Source organism: Epilithonimonas hominis, from assembly GCF_003730015.1.
GTDB classification, from domain to species: Bacteria; Bacteroidota; Bacteroidia; order Flavobacteriales; family Weeksellaceae; genus Epilithonimonas; species Epilithonimonas hominis.
The window spans coordinates 153,452-171,639 of record NZ_RJTU01000034.1; the positions used below are offsets into that span (position 1 = coordinate 153,452).

Consider the following 18,188-nt stretch of genomic DNA (forward strand, 5'->3'; position numbering starts at 1 on the left):
TTCGCAAACTTCGGGTCGGTCTTTGGCAAGTCGCTTTTTAATAAAAACTTCCGAAGTTTTTATAAAAAGAGCTCCGACAATTGCCTTCGCCCTCACACAGCTTCGCAACGTTGGAAGCTTACGCAAAAATATAAAACTTGTCTTACATCCAATAGAAACAAAAAACAAAATTTCCAAAACAAAATCAGTATCTTTGCGCACTCTGAAAATCAGTGTTAATGATTTGAAATTTTAGCATTAAAAAAAATTAAATATTGCTTTTTAGATGGTCGAGCCGAAAAGCTTGCATAACATTAATAAATAAAATAAAAATTTCGTTATGAAATGTGGAATCGTAGGTCTTCCAAATGTAGGAAAATCAACTCTTTTTAACTGTCTTAGCAACGCCAAGGCACAGTCTGCAAACTATCCGTTTTGTACTATTGAACCTAACTTGGGAACAGTTTCCGTTCCGGACAAAAGATTGTTCGAGTTAGAAAAACTTGTAAATCCGGAAAGAGTATTGCCAGCAGTGGTAGAAATTGTGGATATTGCCGGTTTGGTAAAAGGTGCCAGTAAAGGAGAAGGTCTAGGAAATCAGTTTCTGGCGAATATCCGCGAGTGTGAGGCGATTATTCACGTTTTGAGATGTTTTGATAACGGAAATATCGTACACGTAGAAGGTTCTGTAGATCCAATGAGGGACAAAGAAATCATTGATATAGAACTTCAGCTTAAAGATCTTGAAACTATTGGCAAAGCTGTAGAAAAAGCGAAAAAGTTTATCAAATCTGGAAAAAAAGAAGATATCCTGACTTACGAAACACTTCAGAATCTTCAGAAATTTGTAGAAGATGGAAAAAACGCTAGAGAATTTCCTATGGACGATTTCACAAAATCAATTATTGGAGAAGTCCAATTGCTCACAAATAAACCTGTTCTTTACGTTTGTAATGTAGATGAAAACTCTATTAAAAACGGAAACGACTGGATCGCGAAAATCGAGGAAATGGCAAAAAATGAAGGAGCGGAAGTTGTAGTTCTGGCAGCTCAGATAGAAGCAGATATCAACGAGCTGGAAACCTTCGAAGAAAGAGAGATGTTTCTGGATGAGCTTGGTCTGGAAGAGCCGGGTGTAAACCGATTGATCAGAAAAGCTTACGATCTTCTAAAGCTGCAAACTTATTTTACCGCTGGCGTAAAGGAAGTAAGAGCCTGGACTATTGGGCAGGGCTGGACTGCGCCACAAGCGGCTGGTGTAATCCATACGGATTTCGAAAAAGGATTTATCCGTGCGGAAGTTATTGGTTATGAGGATTTTGTGAACTATGGTTCAGAATCTAAAGTGAAAGAAGCTGGAAAAATGAGAGTGGAAGGAAAAGAATATATCGTAAAAGATGGTGATGTGATGCACTTCAGATTCAATGTATAATTCATAGATGATATAATATAGTTACAGCTCCCGATTTGTCGGGAGTTTTTTATTTGTATTTTAGCGAAGATTAAAAAATAAAGGATTATGATTAAAAAATTACTTTTTGCTTCTGTTTTAGGAACGGCTATATTTAGTAATGCTCAGACAAGTGTTTTTAAAGAAGATTTTGAGAATGATGCATCCGTTGCGCTTTGGAAAGTTTACGATAAAGACGGTGATGGTGAATCTTGGGAAATCCTGAATGCCGAGCTGAATGAGCTCCCAAATTTCACGGGTAATCTTGCTGTTTCATTTTCCTGGTATCTTGCGGCTTTTACTCCGGATAACCTTTTGGAAAGCCCTTCCATTACACTTCCGAATTCTAATTCTCTTAATTTGTCTTTCAAAGCGGCAGCGGGCGATGCGGATTTGTTTGAGGAACATTATGCGGTTTATGTAATTCCTGCAAATTCTGTTTTCACCGGATCGGAAACACCTGTTTTCGAAGAAACCTTTGATGCAGGATATGTTGATGTAGCTAAAGTTATCAACATTGATATTTCATCTTATGCAGGACAAAATGTTAAGCTAGTCTTCAGACATTATGATTGCGAGGATATTTTCTATATGGGAATTGATGATATTGAAATAAAAGATAACTCAGGTATGGCAATCTCAGAATCTCCTGCTTTGTCGCTCAGGGTTTTCCCGAATCCTGCAACTGAATTCGTTAAGATTTCAGGAATCAAAAATATAGACAATGTAAGAGTTTTTGATATGACCGGAAAAATTGTGAAAGAAGTAAAATCTCAGGAAATCAACATCAAAGATCTTCCTAACGGCGAGTATATCATTAATGTTTATTCGGACAAAAATGTAATCTCCAAAAAACTCATCAAAAAATAAAACTAAGCTTCCGAAACAGGAAGCTTTTTTTGTAACGTTTTAAGCTTTAGGAAAACTAATTCTTAAAAATAAAATAAATGAGAAATCACGAAATAGATTATAAAATCTACGGAGAAGAACTTCAGTGTGTAGAGATTGAACTGGATCCACAGGAAGCAGTCATTGCAGAACCGGGCAGTTTTATGATGATGAATGAGGGAATCCAAATGGAAACACTTTTCGGAGATGGAAGTAATTCCGGGTTTATGAATAAACTTTTCACAGCCGGAAAAAGAATGCTTACAGGATAAAGTCTTTTTATGACGGTATTTACCAATACTTCTTCTCAGAAAAGACAGGTTTCTTTTGCTGCACCTTACACGGGGAAAATTATTCCTCTCAACCTGTCCGAATTTGGAGAAAAAATCATTTGTCAGAAAGATAGTTTCCTTTGTGCTGCAAAAGGTGTTTCTATCGGAATCGAGTTTCAGAGAAAATTGGGAACCGGACTTTTCGGAGGGGAAGGTTTCATTATGCAAAAGCTGGAAGGAGACGGAATGTGTTTTGTGCACAGCGGCGGTTATGTGATGGAAAAAGAGCTGATGCCGGGAGAAATTCTTAAGATTGATACTGGTTGCATTGTTGCGTTTACGCAGTCAGTTTCTTATGATATCCAGTTTGTAGGAGGTATTAAAAATACGCTGTTCGGAGGTGAGGGTCTATTTTTTGCAGAGCTAAGAGGACCTGGCAAGGTTTGGGTACAAACTCTGCCAATCAGCCGTCTTGCCGGAAAAATTCTTCAGTATGGCAGCGGCACAAGAAGAGAAGAAGGAAGTATTTTGGGGAAACTGGGAGATCTCATTGACGGTAATTGATTCCAATTAATAATAAATTTTTAAAGTCAGACATCGTTCTGGCTTTTTTGTTTTTAAGTAAATAACAACTAAAAAATATTATCAAAATTTTCAGATTAAATTTCATTTCGCTAAATTTGTGAGTTACCGATTTTTAAAGGCTTAGACGTTATAGAAATTCAGCAATTATGAGTGAAATCAATCCTGTAAATTATTCCGAAGACAATATCCGAACGCTTGACTGGCAAGAACATATACGCTTGCGTCCCGGTATGTATATCGGAAAATTGGGAGACGGTTCTTCTGCAGATGATGGGATTTATATTCTTCTCAAAGAAATTATAGACAACTCTATTGATGAGTTTGTGATGAAGGCCGGAAAACGGATTGAAATCAAAATGGATGACGGGAAAGTTTCCATCCGTGATTTCGGGCGAGGGATTCCTTTGGGGAAAGTTGTAGATGCGGTTTCCAAAATGAATACCGGCGGGAAGTATGACAGTAAAGCGTTTAAAAAATCGGTAGGTCTTAACGGAGTCGGTACTAAAGCGGTGAATGCACTGTCCGATTTTTTCAGAGTAAAATCTGTAAGAGACGGTCGTATGAAAATGGCCGAATTTTCCAGAGGTGTCATCAAAGAAAATTATCCAGAGACAGATTCTTCCGACAGAAACGGAACCGAAATCAGTTTTATTCCTGATAGCGAGATTTTTCTCAACTTCAAATTCAGAAAAGAATATGTGGAACGCATGCTCCGCAACTATGCTTATCTCAATCCTGGATTAACGATTGTTTTCAATGGAGAAAAGTTTTTTTCGGAAAACGGACTGAAAGATCTTTTGGAAGAAGAATTGGAAAGTGATATTCTTTATCCCATCGTACATCTAAAAGAGGAAGACATTGAAGTTGCTATCACACACTCGGACAAGTCACAGACAGAAACCTACTTTTCATTTGTAAACGGACAAAATACTACACAGGGCGGAACACATCTTAATGCTTTTCGGGAAGCATTCGTAAAAACAATCAGGGAATTTTATAATAAGAATTTTGAGGCAGCAGACATCCGGAAATCAATCATTGCAGCAGTTTCCATCAAGGTTATAGAACCTGTTTTCGAATCTCAGACCAAAACAAAGCTCGGATCCAATGAGATTGAACCAGGAGGCATTACTGTAAGAACATTTATCATAGATTTTCTGAAAAATAAGCTGGATAATTTTCTTCATAAAAACCCAGAAACTGCAGAAGCGATTCTTAAAAAAATTATCATTTCCGAAAGAGAAAGAAAAGAACTGTCCGGCATCCAGAAACTGGCTAGGGAAAGAGCAAAGAAAGTATCACTTCATAACAAAAAGCTGAGAGATTGCAGACAGCATTACAATGATCAAAAAGCGGCTAGAAAATCGGAAACGATGATTTTTATTACCGAAGGAGATTCGGCATCAGGATCCATAACTAAATCCAGGGATGTGGAAACTCAGGCTGTTTTTTCTCTGAAGGGAAAACCACTGAACTGCTACGGACTGACAAAAAAAGTGGTTTACGAAAATGAAGAATTTAATCTTCTTCAGGCTGCGCTCAATATCGAAGAAAGTCTTGAGGATTTAAGATATAATCACGTTATTATAGCTACAGATGCAGATGTGGACGGGATGCACATCCGATTGCTTATGATTACCTTCTTTTTGCAATTTTTCCCAGATCTTATCAAGAACGGCCATTTGTATATTTTGCAGACGCCGCTTTTCCGTGTAAGAAATAAAAAGGAAACTAGGTATTGTTATTCAGATCAGGAAAGACTGAAAGCGCTGAATGACTTGGGGAAAAATCCGGAAATCACAAGGTTCAAAGGATTAGGAGAGATCTCTCCGGATGAATTTAAGAATTTTATAGGAAAAGATATCAGATTGGAACCTGTGGTTGTAGGAAAAGATCTTACAATAGATCAGATACTAGAGTTCTACATGGGAAAAAATACACCAGACCGTCAATTGTTTATCCTTGATAATCTGGTGGTGGAAGAAACTGACATAGACAGAAAAGAAATAATTAGGGAGCTAGATAATTAGTTCAAATAAAATAAACACAACACAAAAACACAGAAACACAGAAACACAGAGACGCCAAAAGGATGAGATTAAGTAACAGAAGTAGAAAACCTTTATATAGTTTTATCTATTCCTTAGTTGGGATTATTTTTATACTAGGTTTGATTGGGTTTGTTCTAGAAATCAATAAGTTTGATGTTTTAGGAAAAAAAGCTTGGATTCTAGTGGTTATTCCGCTGTTGCTTTATCTGCTTCTTTATATGTTTGGAAAACCTATTTTTGAGTACGATAGTGATGGCGAAACGCTCAATTTTAGAAATAATCACATTCGTTATATATTTTTTAAGGAAAACAAGAAGGATGAATTTCCTAAATACAAATTGTTAAAATATAATGTAATCAATTTTTATATTTTTAAAAGATTATATATCTATGTCTCAAGTAAAAAAAACAAGGTGATTGTGTTGAAATATGATGTCACTTATCTGCGTAAAAATGAACTGAAAGATTTGATATCCTCACTAAATAAAGTTGTTAGAAGCAATAAAGAAAATTTATCAAGAAGATAATAAAGATTAATGGAAGAAAGTACGCATCACGAAGAAAGCCTCAAAAAAGTTTCCGGTTTATATAAAGACTGGTTTCTGGATTATGCATCTTATGTCATTCTAGACAGGGCAATTCCATCCATTTATGACGGCTTCAAGCCGGTTCAGAGAAGAATCATGCATTCTATGCGGGAGTTGGAAGACGGGCGTTATAATAAAGTTGCAAATATTGTAGGGAATACAATGAAATATCACCCTCACGGGGATGCTTCCATCACAGATGCAATGGTTCAGATTGGACAAAAGGAACTTCTTATAGACACGCAGGGAAACTGGGGAAATATATATACAGGAGATTCTGCAGCGGCTGCAAGATATATTGAGGCAAGGCTCACACCTTTTGCTTTAGAAGTAGTTTTCAACCCGAAAACTACGCATTGGACAAAATCCTATGACGGCAGAAACAATGAACCCATTGATCTTCCGGTTAAGTTTCCGCTGTTGCTCGCACAGGGTGTAGAAGGAATTGGTGTCGGTCTGTCTACCAAAATAATGCCTCATAACTTTAATGAGCTTATTACTGCATCCATTCTTTATTTGAAAGGGAAAACGTTTGAACTCTTTCCGGATTTTTTAACTGCGGGAATGCTGGATGTTTCTGCTTATAATGACGGGAAAAGAGGAGGTAAAATCCGAGCAAGAGCAAGGATTTCGCAGAAAGACAAACATACATTAACCATTACCGAACTACCTTTTTCCAAGAATACAAGTGATCTGATAGACAGTATTCTGAAAGCCAATGAAAGAGGGAAAATCAAGATTAAAAAAATCGAGGATAATACTTCTGATGTTGTAGAAATTAATATTCATCTCCATCCCGATGTTTCTCCAGACAAAACCATAGATGCGTTGTATGCATTTACAGATTGTGAAGTCCCGATTTCACCCAACGCTTGTGTAATCGTCGGCGATAAGCCAATGTTTCTTTCAGTTTCTGATATTTTGAAACACAATACGGATCACACGGTTTCTTTACTAAAGAAAGAGTTGGAAATAGAGTTGCACGAACTGCAGGAAAGCTGGCATTTTTCTTCACTGGAAAGGATTTTTATAGAAAACCGTATTTATCACGATATCGAGGAAGTCAAATCCTGGGATGAGGTCATCAGGACCATCGACGAAGGTTTGAAACCACACACGAAACATCTGTTGAGATCTGTTACAGAAGAAGATATAGTTAGGCTTACAGAAATAAGAATTAAAAGAATTTCGAGATTCGATCTGGATAAGTTTAAGGAGAATATTCTGGCTTTGGAAGGCAAGATCGAGCAGGTGAAGCATCATCTTGCTAATTTGATTACATATGCCATAGATTATTATACCAATATTCAGAAAAAATATGGTAAAGGAAAAGAACGTAAAACTGAAATCAGAATTTTTGATACAATCGATGCTACCAAAGTTGCCGTTGCAAATGAAAAATTCTATGTCAATAGGGAAGAAGGCTTCATAGGAACTTCACTCAAAAAAGACGAATATCTGTTCGACTGTTCGGATATTGATGATATCATCACCTTCCAGAAAGACGGAACAATGAAAGTGGTGAAAGTGGAGCCCAAGACATTTATTGGCAAAAATATTGTACACGTTGCAGTCTGGAAAAAGAATGACAAACGTACGGTTTACAATATGATCTACCGGGAAGGAAGAGAAGGTCCTTATTATATGAAGCGCTTTTCCGTAACCGGCGTTACAAGAAACACAGATTATAAGCTGGCTTCCGATAAGAAAGGATCAGAAATGCTGTATTTTACAGCCAATCCTAACGGTGAAGCGGAAATTGTTTCCGTTTTGCTAAAGCCTAATGCAAGAGTGAGAAAAAATAAAATAGATATTGATTTTTCCGATCTTGCCATAAAAGGAAGGGATTCCAAAGGGAATTTGGTGACAAAATATGCTGTGAAAAAGGTAGATCTGAAGGAAGAAGGCGTATCTACACTTGCACCGCGGAAAATCTGGTTCGATGATTCGGTAAGGCGGCTGAATGCCGACGGAAGGGGAAGCTTGCTCGGAAATTTCAAAGGCGATGATAAAATTCTCACCATCAATTCCCAAGGTGAAGCTAAACTGGTTTCGTTCGATTTGATGAACCGTTTCGATGATGATTATCTGATTCTGGAAAAATGGAATCCGGAACAGCCAATTACCTGCATTTATTTTGATGGTGAAAAAGATAAGTATTTCGTTAAAAGGTTTCTGCTGGAAGCTACTTCCAACGTACAGTCGTTTTTTACGAATGACCATCCCAAGTCCTTCTTAGAGTTTGTAACAACCCATTCAGGCGCTATTGCTGAAATTGTATTTCCAAAGATCAAAGACAAGCAAAAAGATCCAGAAACGGTTGATTTGGACGAATTCATTGCGGTAAAAGGTATCAAAGCGATAGGAAATCAGCTCACAAAAGATAAAGTAAAAACTATCAATATCACCATTCCGGAACCACCGGAAATGATGGAAGAAGAACCTGAACATGAGGAAAAAAGTGAAGATGAGGTGGATGAGGAAGGCGGAACCATTGGCAGTCTTTTTGATGAAGAGGTCAACTAAATTAAAACTTAATTAGCACACAATAATAAAATGAATACGATATTAATCATCGTTATAGCGATTACCTGTATCACGAGTTACATTGGTTTTCAGAAACCCGAGTTGTTTCAGAAATATAAATTCGAAGTCGGAGCTATCCAAAGAAGAAAGGAGTACATCAGGCTTATTTCTGCAGGTTTTCTGCACGCAGACTTTATGCACTTGTTTTTCAATATGCTTACGCTTTATTTCTTTGCACCCATTGCGATCGTGGGTTTTGGTGTCAGCGGTTTTCTCATCATTTATCTGGCATCTATTGTTTTAGGGAATTTATTCTGTCTGTATGTCTATAAAAATGTTCCGTTCTATTCTGCAATTGGAGCAAGTGGCGGTGTTTCCGGTGTTTTGTTCGCAGCAGTAGCATTGGCTCCAAAAGAAATTGAAGTCAATTTTCTGCCTGGTTATCTTTTCGGAGCTTTATATTTTGGCTATTCTGTTTATATGATGCTGAATCCGAGGATGAATGATAATATTGGTCACGCAGCGCATCTTGGTGGTGCTTTTTTCGGGTTGGTTTATGCTGTTGCCATTTACCCGGAGTTTGCCATACAAAATGCACCTTATCTGGGAATTATGTCTTTGCCGCTCATTTACCTGGCTTACCAGATTTTTGTGAATAAAAGAATTGGCTAACTATAAAAAGCAAAAAGCAACTCGAAATTGAGTTGCTTTTTTTTTATTTTTTTTCTAAATTATGACTTTGCAATTTCAGACTTTCTAGAATTCTTAAACAGAAAATAACCTCCAATCAAACTTAATAAAATAAATAATCCAAAACTTATCATTGAGAATAGTTTCCCTTTTTCAATAACAGCTGGCTCAAATTTCATTTCAATTTTATGTTTTCCGGCTGGAACATAAAGTGCTCTCAATAAATAGTTAGCTTTGATATAATCCACTTTGTTTCCATCCAAATAAACATTCCAACCGTGAGGATAATAAATCTCTGAAAACACAGCCAGTTGAGGTGTTTTAGAAGCCGATTCAAAAGATAATTCGTTGGGTTGATAAGTTTTCAAATCCAAATAAGCAGTTGAATCTTTTACCAGATTTTTTCCGTTAAAATAAGCTTTATCATCTTTTGAAATCACAGCAATATTTTTGGTGTCAACATTTCCAGTTTCGTTCAATTCCTCGTTAGGATTATTCACGAATTTGATATCAGAAACAAACCAAGCATTGCCATTCGCTTCTGGATTTGGCGTGATTTGTGGTTTTTGCTGGTCACCGACAATGAAATATTTGGTGTTCAGCATATTCAGGATTCTGACGGTTTTTACTTGGTCGGTTGTAGAGAAATATTTGTTGATAAGGTCATCATATCTTCTCAGTTTCACCGCGTGATAACCACCGATTGATGATTTGAAAAAAGAAGTGTTGGTTTCGCTAAACGTCGATAATACGTTGTTAAAAATCCTATAATGGTCTCTGTCTTTTTCAGCAATGGTTTGTAACGCTTTATTCACTTCGGTCTGTTGTAAAAGACTTTGGACGAAGGCGTCATTTCCAGCTTTGCTCATTAGATATTCCGAATTTTCTGTCTGGAAAGGATTGTCTGCGAAGGTTTTATCTACAAAATTATCATCGTTCAGATATCTTCTGTTAACCGTCCAAAGATCAAATAAACTCACAAAACCAATAATTAATAAAGCGATATTGATATTGATTTTTTTCTTTAGTGCGAAGAATAAAGCTGCTGCCGTAATCAGAACATAGAAGAATGCTTTAATAGCATCGCTCTGAAACATTTTGTAACGCTCATCTACCAGATAATCCAGAATATATGGCGGAAGATATGTCTTTTCATTAGCGGTGTAAAAGCCTAAAATACCTTTTCCGAAAAGTGTCAGGATAAGTGTGATTCCTAAGACTGTTCCGGAAACATATAACAATGTTTTTTTCTTGTGTTCTTCAGTCAGTTTTTCACTGGTAAAAAATTGATAAAGTCCAAGAATTGCAATCAAAGGGAATAGAAATTCCACGACTACCAAAATCGAAGATGGCGCACGGAACTTATTGTACATCGGGACATAATCGATAAAGAAATCTGTCAGTAGCGCAAAATTACTTCCCCAGGCTAAGAAAATGGTCAGAATTGATGCAGCCAGAATCCAGTATCTATATTTTTTTCTGGCAAAGAAAAATCCAAGAATGGCGAGAAAACACACCACAGCTCCCTGATAAGCCGGCCCCGACGTGCTTGGCTGGTCGCCCCAATAAGTCGGACTACCGAAACCTTTCACCATCATATCATATTCTTGCTGGGATTTGATATTTTCCTGAGCCAGTTCTTGGATGTGTGCCATTATTTTGTCAGAACCTTCTTCCTGACTTCCACCACCCATCAATCGCGGAATGAACAAGTTAAGCGTTTCCAATTTTCCGTAGCTCCACATCGTGATGCTTTCTTTGTCCATTCCTGATTTTCCCGCGGTGTGGGAACCTGTATTCAGGATTTGTTTTCCACGTACGGTTTCTTTCACATATTCGGCATTGGCCATAATTCTCTGGGAATTCATTCCAACACCGATTATGACTGCGAAGCCAACAATTCCAGTAGAAATCAGAAAATGTTTCCATTCGATTTTTCCTTTGATGGCTCTGATGAGTTCTGACAGGAATAAGAATCCTAATCCCAGGAACAGATAATAAGTCATCTGAGGGTGATTCGCGCAAATCTGTAAACCTGCGAAAAGCGCGGTAACAATAAATCCGAGAATATATTTTTTCCTGAAATATACCAGGATAATCCCCGCTAAAAGTGGTGCAAAGTAAGCAATCGTATGTACTTTTCCATTGTGTCCAGCGGCAATAATAATGTAAAAATAAGTCGATAATCCGAAAAAAGTTGCGCCTAGCAAAGCGTATTTCCAGTTTTTGACAGCGACTAATCCCAAAAAGAAAAATCCTGCAAATAATAAGAATAAATAATTCGCTGGTTTTGGAAGAAACAAGAACAAATCATCGATTTTCTTGATGACGTCGCCACGGAATTGTGCTCCGGTTTGGTAAGTTGGCATTCCGCCAAACATCGCATCGCTCCAGTAAGTTTCTTTGTCGTTATTGGCGCGGTATTGCAAGAGTTCTTCCGCACCGCCTTTGTAGAACACAATGTCGTGTTGCATCAGGCGTTTTCCTGATATGACAGGGTTTGCGTAAACAACTGCCAACAAAATAAAAATGACGAAACTCGCCAAGATAAAAATTAGATTCTTCTTATTTTTGAACATATTCAGATGTTATATATTAAACTTTTTTATTGAATTCAAAAATCAATGCTTTCTAATAAAAACAATTGTAAATTGGTTGTAAATTTTAATTTCCAAATTTAATAATAAAAAAACCTTTCAGACTTCATAATCTGAAAGGTTTTACGTTTATTTTAATTAAGATTTTAACTAGGATTTTTTCTCTTCCTTCACTTCTTCATAATCCACCGTTTCCGCATCCCATTTTATTTTCTGATTCGGCATTTTTTTAGAATCTGTTTTAGGATTCTGACTTTGATGATTTCCCGGTTTGAAATTTGGAAAATTTTTATAAAACGAATTGAAAAACAATCGTTTCAAAATATTCCAAACGAAGAATATGATGATGGTTGCTAATATGAATTCGAAAATGTATTTCATTTCCTGATTTTATTTATAAGACGGATTAATTATTATAGAAGTTGTAGAGTTTTTGGTCATACTTTGGGTTTGCTTACCGTCGGATAGACTTTCTTTCTGATTGGTTTTAACAGAAAGATTTTGGTTCAGAAGCCAACCTGTATTTTCATCGATGATGATTTTTCCGCTTTCAGAACCGCCCATACTCATTGTATGTGTCATTCCGTCTTTGGATTGCTTGTCAGATTTTGACGGAATTGTACCTTTTACATCGATTTCTGCTTTTCCGTCTTCAACTTTTACCAACTTGAAAGTCAAAGTTTGTTTCAATTTTCCGCTCGGGTCAATATCCTCAGAAGTGGTCCATTTTTCTCCGATTTTTGCCCCTTTTGCAGGAAAAAGCTTTAGGTTTTTAGTCAGTTGTTCTTTCATCATCGCCTCATTAAAACCAGCTTTGAAGTTTTCAATCAGTGCGTCCTGCTGCTTTTTATCTTTGATTGTTCCCGCAACTGCTTTTCTCAGATTATTGTGAACGGACTCAAATCCTGTCACAGATTTAATGTTTCCGTAAGCATCCATTTTTACGTTCAGCTTATTTCCTGCCAGACCTTTGCTCACCAGATAATTCATTTTAAGACCTTCTTCTTTTGGAGCAGCTTGTTTCGTATCGATCACCACTGTTTTCCCGTTAGCCGAACTGGACATTCTTTTCCCGATCAGGTTAAGGGTTAGGTCGTATAGATTATCCTTAAAGTCATTCACGGTTACAGACATTTCATCTGTCGTTTCATTGGTTCCGTTCATCGTTTTTCCGTCCGGTGATGTAAAAGACTGGATTTCTCTTTGGTAAGAAACCAATGGATAAGTTGTGCCTTTTTCCAGGATAAATTTTTGTTTATAAATGCCGCTGCTGTCTGTAATAGCCTTTGGTTTTGCAGCTTCTTCTGGCGAAACTTCTACTGTCACCGTTTCAGTTTTTCCTGTTTTAGGATCTACTCTTGTTATGGTTTTCGTTTCCTTTTTACAGGCAGTTAGTGTTATTGCGATAAGCGCAAGCGCTGTTAATTTTTTCATAATCGATATTTAATAATTAATGATGTTTGATGAATGATAATTGATAAGCTAATTTCTATAAACTAAAAACTATCAACCAACAACTGTTTTTTGTCTCACAGCTTCATAAAGAATAGCACCACACGCTACAGAGACGTTCAGAGACTGTGTTTTACCTTCTATAGGAAGTTTTATTTTTTCATCTGCGTGATGAAGTACTTCTTTAGAAATTCCGGTTTCTTCATTTCCCATTACAACGGCACAAGGTTCTTTAAAATCGACGTCATAAATCAATTTCTGCGCCTTTTCTGTTGCTGCAAAAACGGATACGCCACTTTGCTGAAGGAAATCTACCGTGTGAGCCAGATTTTTTTCTTTGCAGATTTTGATGTTATAAATTGCTCCTGCCGACGTTTTAATAGCATCAGAATTAATCGGTGCAGCTCCTTTTTCCGGAATTACAACAGCGTGAACGCCCACACATTCGGCAGTTCTGCAGATTGCACCGAAGTTTCTCACATCGGTCAGACGGTCAAGAACCAGGATAAAAGGCGTTTTTCCTTCCTCGAAAAGTTGCGGCAAAACATCTTCGATTTTATGAAAAGGAACATCTGAAATAAAGGCAACCACACCTTGGTGATTTTTCCTAGTAAAACGGTTCAGTTTCTCTACAGGAACATAATTGGGACGGATATTATGTTTTGCCAGAAGCTGTTTCAGCTCGATATAAATTTCGCCTTGTAAGGCATTCTGGACAAATATTTTGTCAATAGTTTTTCCTGCTTCAATAGCTTCCAATACAGGCCTTAACCCGAAAATAAAATCGTCTTTTTTCTCTTGATTCATTAATGAGATTTTGTTTTGCAAAAGTAAGGTTTTTGATTTTAGTTTTATCTTAAGAAAATTGTAAAGTTCTAGTTTGAACTTATTATGACAATGAAATTATGGAAACCACATAGTCATCTAGGAAAAATAAGATTTTCTTAAAGTCAAAATAGAAATTATATTATATCATAATCAATTTTATAAAATCTATGTGACTATGTGGTTTAGTTCTTAATCCAAAACAAAAACCAAAAATTCATCATTCTCCGTTTTGAATTTTAAATCGCCGGTTTTTCGGAGGTCTTCAAAAAGTGGAGTTGGGAAGGTGCTGTCAAACTGATTGGTTTTAAATAGTTTACCTTTCAGTTTCAAGGGAATTTTTTTGATAAGTTTATCTGTATTAAGAGGGATTTTGAATTTCCTTTTTTCAGGATCTTTGGAATCTAGGTAGAAACAGTAATTTATCAATTCCGCTTTGTCCACGAATTTTTTGTAGTCTGATGTTTTGATGAAATTGGGCAAATTGGAGTCTTCCCAAGTCAGATAAAATACTTCAATTTCTTGAGGTTTGCCGATTGGCTTATAATACTTGAATCGTTCATTCTCTGATTTTGAAAATGATAACAATCCTAAAATTACAATCGGAAAAAGAAATCGAAGATTAAAAGAAATCATTTATCACTTATAAAATTCATCATTTATAAACTGCTCAATCCTTCCCCGATCAAAGCTCTTTTCTGAGAAAGAATATAGCCGTAATGCAGGCTTTCGTGCATATTATTGAAAATAATCGCATCCTGAATATTTTTCAGATCAATCCCAAAACTAGTGGAGTAGGGTGTATAATCCGGAAAAAAATCATTATCAAAATCCTTCATCAGAATTTTGGATGTTTCTATTAGTAGAAAAGCCAGATCCTCCATTTCGGAAGATTTCACATCTACATTGGCAAAAGTTCCTTTTTTGTAGGTCTCAATCCAATATTTATCAATGCGGAACTGATTTCCACTAAGATAATAACACAATAATTGCTGTGTTGCCACGCAATGGGCAATATTCCAGTAGATATTATTGTTGTAGCCATCCGGGATGGTGAGGAGATCTTTTTCTGATGTATTTTGTAAAATGTGCAGCAGATTTTTTCTGATTTGTCTGTGATTGGCAAAATGATAATTCATTTTTTAGTATGTATTATTTATATCAAAGTTAGATTAATTATTAATAAACGGCAAATAATCCGGTTTCACTAAAACATTGTAACAATTAGCTTTTTCTTTTAACAAATATTTAACGCAAGATTAGCAGTTGTTGTGTTTGCCATTGCAGGTTTTTATAAGAAATTTACCAATTATTAAGATTAACTATGTCAGAATTGAATCAAGCAGAAGATATCAGACAGCTTACAGAGAAAGTAAAAGAACAGAATTACTTTTTTAATATTCTAAAACAAGAAATAAACCGCGCTATTATCGGTCAGGAATATATGATAGACCGTCTATTGATAGGACTTTTGGGAAATGGACATGTTCTCCTAGAAGGCGTACCTGGTTTAGCAAAGACACTTGCAATAAAAACCTTGGCAGAAGCGGTTCACGGACAGTTTTCAAGAATCCAGTTTACGCCGGATCTGTTGCCTGCGGATCTTGTGGGAACGATGATTTATAATGTCAAAGACAACGATTTTTCCATCAAGAAAGGTCCCGTTTTCGCTAATTTTGTTTTAGCTGATGAGATTAACAGAGCTCCTGCTAAAGTTCAGTCGGCTTTGCTGGAAGTGATGCAAGAAAAGCAAGTGACAATAGGAGACGAGACAATGCCTTTGCCAAAACCTTTCTTAGTTTTAGCTACACAAAACCCAATCGACCAAGAAGGAACTTATCTTCTACCGGAAGCGCAAACGGATCGTTTTATGCTTAAGTGTAAAATCGATTATCCGGAATTTGAAGATGAGAGAAAAGTGATGCGGATGATTTCTACGCAAGATATTCCGCAAATCCGCCAGGTTATTAGTTTAGATCAGATTGTGGAAGCAAAGAAAATCATCAACCAGATTTACCTGGATGAGAAAATCGAAAAATATATTCTGGATATGGTTTTCGCAACCCGTTACCCTGAAAAGTATGGATTGTCTGATATAAAAAATTACATCAGTTTTGGAGCCTCGCCTAGAGCAAGTATCAACTTGGCAATTGCGTCCAGAGCTTATGCGTTCATCAAAGGAAGAGCATTTGTGATTCCGGAAGATGTGAAAGAAATTGCAAAAGATGTTTTGAGACACAGAATCGGATTGAGCTTCGAAGCTGAAGCGGAGGAAGTTTCTCAGGATGATATCGTCAATAAAATTTTAGGGAAAATACAAGCGCCCTAAACTGGTTGTTAGTTGATGGTTGTCAGTTGTCGGAAAACTTCGATGTCTGAAAACTATCAACACACAACCGACAATTATCAATTGATTTATGCAGATAAAAGACATTGTCAAAAAAGTAAAGCAAATAGAAATCCGGACTCGAAAGAAAACGGAAGCATCGCTAATGGGACAATATCACAGCGCTTTCAAAGGTCAGGGAATGACGTTTTCAGAAGTCCGCCAATATCAATTCGGAGACGATACACGTCGAATCGACTGGAACAAGACGGCACGTTTCCGAGAACCATTCGTAAAAGTAATGGAGGAGGAACGAGAGCTGACAATGATTTTGGTTGTTGATGTTTCCGCATCCATGGATTATGGAACCAAAAACCAATTGAAAAGAGAATATGTTGCAGAAATTTGTGCTTCTCTCGGTTTTTCGGCGTCAGGAAATAATGATAAAGTCGGATTAATTTTGTACGCAGACAAAGTTCTGAAAGTTGTTCCGCCACAAAAAGGCAGAAAACACGTTCTGTCGATTATCAGCAATATTCTGACTGCGGATTATGTTCCAGCAAAATCGGATCTTAATGCGGCATTTAATTATATGATGAGCGTTTTCAAAAGGAAATCTTTCGTTTTTGTTTTTTCTGATTTTGAGGATGACTTTGACCAGAAAATTTTGAATGTAACTGCAAGAAAGCACCAGTTGCTCGGCCTTCGTGTTTTTGATGATAAGGATATGGAAATTCCGGACATTGGTTATGCGCTTTTCCGTGATGCAGAAACAGGTAAACAGATCTGGGCCAATACTTCCAGCGCAAGATGGCGTTATGATTTTGCAGAACAACAAAAACAAAAAATGCGTCAGATTAAAGAAGAATTTGAAAGTTCTTCGGCCCATTTTTTAGATATTAATACCTCTGAAGATTACAGCAAGTTGCTTTATCAATATTTTAGAAAGTAAGAAGTAAAAAGTGATTTTACTATAAACCAACACTGTCAATTATATAAATGTCTAACAGATTTTTCAAAATATTTTTTTCGTTTTTTATATTCTTTTTTTCATTAGGATTTTCACAAACCTTGTCTTCTAATTTAGACAAAACGACTCTGGCATTGGGAGAAGTGGCGGTTTTCAAAATTCAGATTTTGGATTTGGATGGTAAGGATGTGCAGATTGCGCCAAGAAATGAATTATTGCCTTTTCACTTCGAAATGGTTAATGACAGTATTGCCAAGGAAAAAGATATCTATCTACGCTCGGTAAAGTTCGCTGTTTTTGAAGAAGGAAAATTTACAATTCCGGAATTGGAAGTGAAGGTAGGAGGAAAAATAATGAAGACGATTCCGTACGAAGTTGAGGTCATCAATACCGCAAAAAAAGGTGATCAGATCAATGATATTATGAAGAACAAAGAAGTGGAACTGAATGTCCAGGATTACTGGGATCTTTACAAATTTTATGTTCTTTTAGCTTTGATTATTATTGCGATTATTGTTCTGATAATTGGGATTATAAAGTATGGCAGAAAACGAAAATCCACTCCCATTGTTACCACCAATCAAACATTGAAAGATCTGGAAAGGCTGAGAAAGAAAAATTATATCGAAAACGAAAATTTCCGCTCTTTCTATATTGAGTTGATTGATATTATGAGAACTTTCATCGTAAAACAATACCAGATTCCTGCCGATGTCTTGCTTACGGATGATCTGATAGAGTATATGAAAAATAACAATGCAATCTCTCAGCAGAATGAAAAGGTGGTAGAAGACATATTTTTACGTGCAGACTTGGTGAAATTTGCAAAAACAATTCCCACAAAGGAACTGATGTCAAAAGATTTTACGGCAATCCGGGATTTTGTAAAACGATCTACAAAAGATATAGAAGCAGAAAATCTTCGTAATGCCTCTCAGGCGGAGCTTACGGATAAAGACCAATTGAAAATACGAAAACTAAAATAAGAAA

The 18,188-nt window shown here is 36.6% G+C and carries 15 protein-coding genes and 1 pseudogene; 10 read left to right on the forward strand and 6 right to left on the reverse strand.

What is annotated here, in order from left to right; all coding sequences use genetic code 11:
* Positions 1-319: 319 nt before the first annotated feature.
* The 7 genes and pseudogenes from ychF (at position 320) to EGH73_RS05235 (ending at position 9,010) form a co-directional block, all read left to right on the forward strand.
* Complete coding sequence (gene ychF, locus EGH73_RS05205; RefSeq protein ID WP_123280968.1) at positions 320-1,411, forward strand: redox-regulated ATPase YchF; 1,092 nt, start codon at positions 320-322, stop codon at positions 1,409-1,411.
* A gap of 87 nt (positions 1,412-1,498) precedes the next feature.
* Positions 1,499-2,299, forward strand: a complete 801-nt coding sequence (locus EGH73_RS05210) for a T9SS-dependent choice-of-anchor J family protein (protein ID WP_123280969.1) — start codon at positions 1,499-1,501, stop codon at positions 2,297-2,299.
* 77 nt (positions 2,300-2,376) lie between these two features.
* Positions 2,377-3,153 (forward strand): annotated as a pseudogene (locus EGH73_RS05215) (TIGR00266 family protein).
* 167 nt (positions 3,154-3,320) lie between these two features.
* Positions 3,321-5,204 carry a DNA topoisomerase IV subunit B gene (locus tag EGH73_RS05220; protein WP_123280970.1) on the forward strand — a complete coding sequence of 628 codons (1,884 nt, stop codon included), beginning with the start codon at positions 3,321-3,323 and terminating at the stop codon, positions 5,202-5,204.
* Between the two features lie 62 nt (positions 5,205-5,266).
* The gene (locus EGH73_RS05225) at positions 5,267-5,752 is read left to right on the forward strand and encodes a hypothetical protein (RefSeq protein ID WP_123280971.1); all 486 of its coding nucleotides are present in this window, start codon (positions 5,267-5,269) and stop codon (positions 5,750-5,752) included.
* Between the two features lie 9 nt (positions 5,753-5,761).
* The gene (locus EGH73_RS05230) at positions 5,762-8,338 is read left to right on the forward strand and encodes a DNA gyrase/topoisomerase IV subunit A (protein WP_123280972.1); all 2,577 of its coding nucleotides are present in this window, start codon (positions 5,762-5,764) and stop codon (positions 8,336-8,338) included.
* A gap of 30 nt (positions 8,339-8,368) precedes the next feature.
* On the forward strand, positions 8,369-9,010 hold the full coding sequence (locus tag EGH73_RS05235; RefSeq protein WP_123280973.1) for a rhomboid family intramembrane serine protease: 642 nt from the start codon (positions 8,369-8,371) through the stop codon (positions 9,008-9,010).
* Positions 9,011-9,069: 59 nt separating this feature from the next.
* Here EGH73_RS05235 and EGH73_RS05240 read toward each other — a convergent pair whose 3' ends face one another.
* The 6 genes from EGH73_RS05240 to EGH73_RS05265 form a co-directional block, all read right to left on the reverse strand.
* The gene (locus tag EGH73_RS05240; RefSeq protein WP_123280974.1) at positions 9,070-11,607 is read right to left on the reverse strand and encodes a YfhO family protein; all 2,538 of its coding nucleotides are present in this window, start codon (positions 11,605-11,607) and stop codon (positions 9,070-9,072) included.
* Between the two features lie 168 nt (positions 11,608-11,775).
* Positions 11,776-12,006 carry a hypothetical protein gene (locus EGH73_RS05245; RefSeq protein ID WP_123280975.1) on the reverse strand — a complete coding sequence of 77 codons (231 nt, stop codon included), beginning with the start codon at positions 12,004-12,006 and terminating at the stop codon, positions 11,776-11,778.
* A 9-nt stretch (positions 12,007-12,015) separates the two neighbouring features.
* Entirely contained in the window at positions 12,016-13,059 is a 1,044-nt protein-coding gene (locus EGH73_RS05250) for a DUF6263 family protein (protein WP_245985428.1), read from the reverse strand.
* Positions 13,060-13,131: 72 nt separating this feature from the next.
* A complete protein-coding gene (gene rlmB / locus EGH73_RS05255) occupies positions 13,132-13,884 on the reverse strand; it encodes a 23S rRNA (guanosine(2251)-2'-O)-methyltransferase RlmB (RefSeq protein WP_089770456.1) in 753 nt (250 codons plus the stop codon).
* A gap of 210 nt (positions 13,885-14,094) precedes the next feature.
* Positions 14,095-14,538, reverse strand: a complete 444-nt coding sequence (locus EGH73_RS05260) for a hypothetical protein (RefSeq protein ID WP_089770455.1) — start codon at positions 14,536-14,538, stop codon at positions 14,095-14,097.
* Between the two features lie 23 nt (positions 14,539-14,561).
* A complete protein-coding gene (locus EGH73_RS05265) occupies positions 14,562-15,041 on the reverse strand; it encodes a DinB family protein (RefSeq protein ID WP_089770454.1) in 480 nt (159 codons plus the stop codon).
* A gap of 185 nt (positions 15,042-15,226) precedes the next feature.
* Here EGH73_RS05265 and EGH73_RS05270 point away from each other — a divergent pair, with 185 nt between their 5' ends.
* From EGH73_RS05270 to EGH73_RS05280, 3 genes are all read left to right on the forward strand, one after another.
* A complete protein-coding gene (locus tag EGH73_RS05270; RefSeq protein ID WP_089770453.1) occupies positions 15,227-16,231 on the forward strand; it encodes an AAA family ATPase in 1,005 nt (334 codons plus the stop codon).
* Between the two features lie 88 nt (positions 16,232-16,319).
* Complete coding sequence (locus tag EGH73_RS05275; RefSeq protein ID WP_123280977.1) at positions 16,320-17,180, forward strand: DUF58 domain-containing protein; 861 nt, start codon at positions 16,320-16,322, stop codon at positions 17,178-17,180.
* A gap of 47 nt (positions 17,181-17,227) precedes the next feature.
* Entirely contained in the window at positions 17,228-18,184 is a 957-nt protein-coding gene (locus tag EGH73_RS05280) for a BatD family protein (protein ID WP_123280978.1), read from the forward strand.
* Positions 18,185-18,188 lie beyond the last annotated feature (4 nt).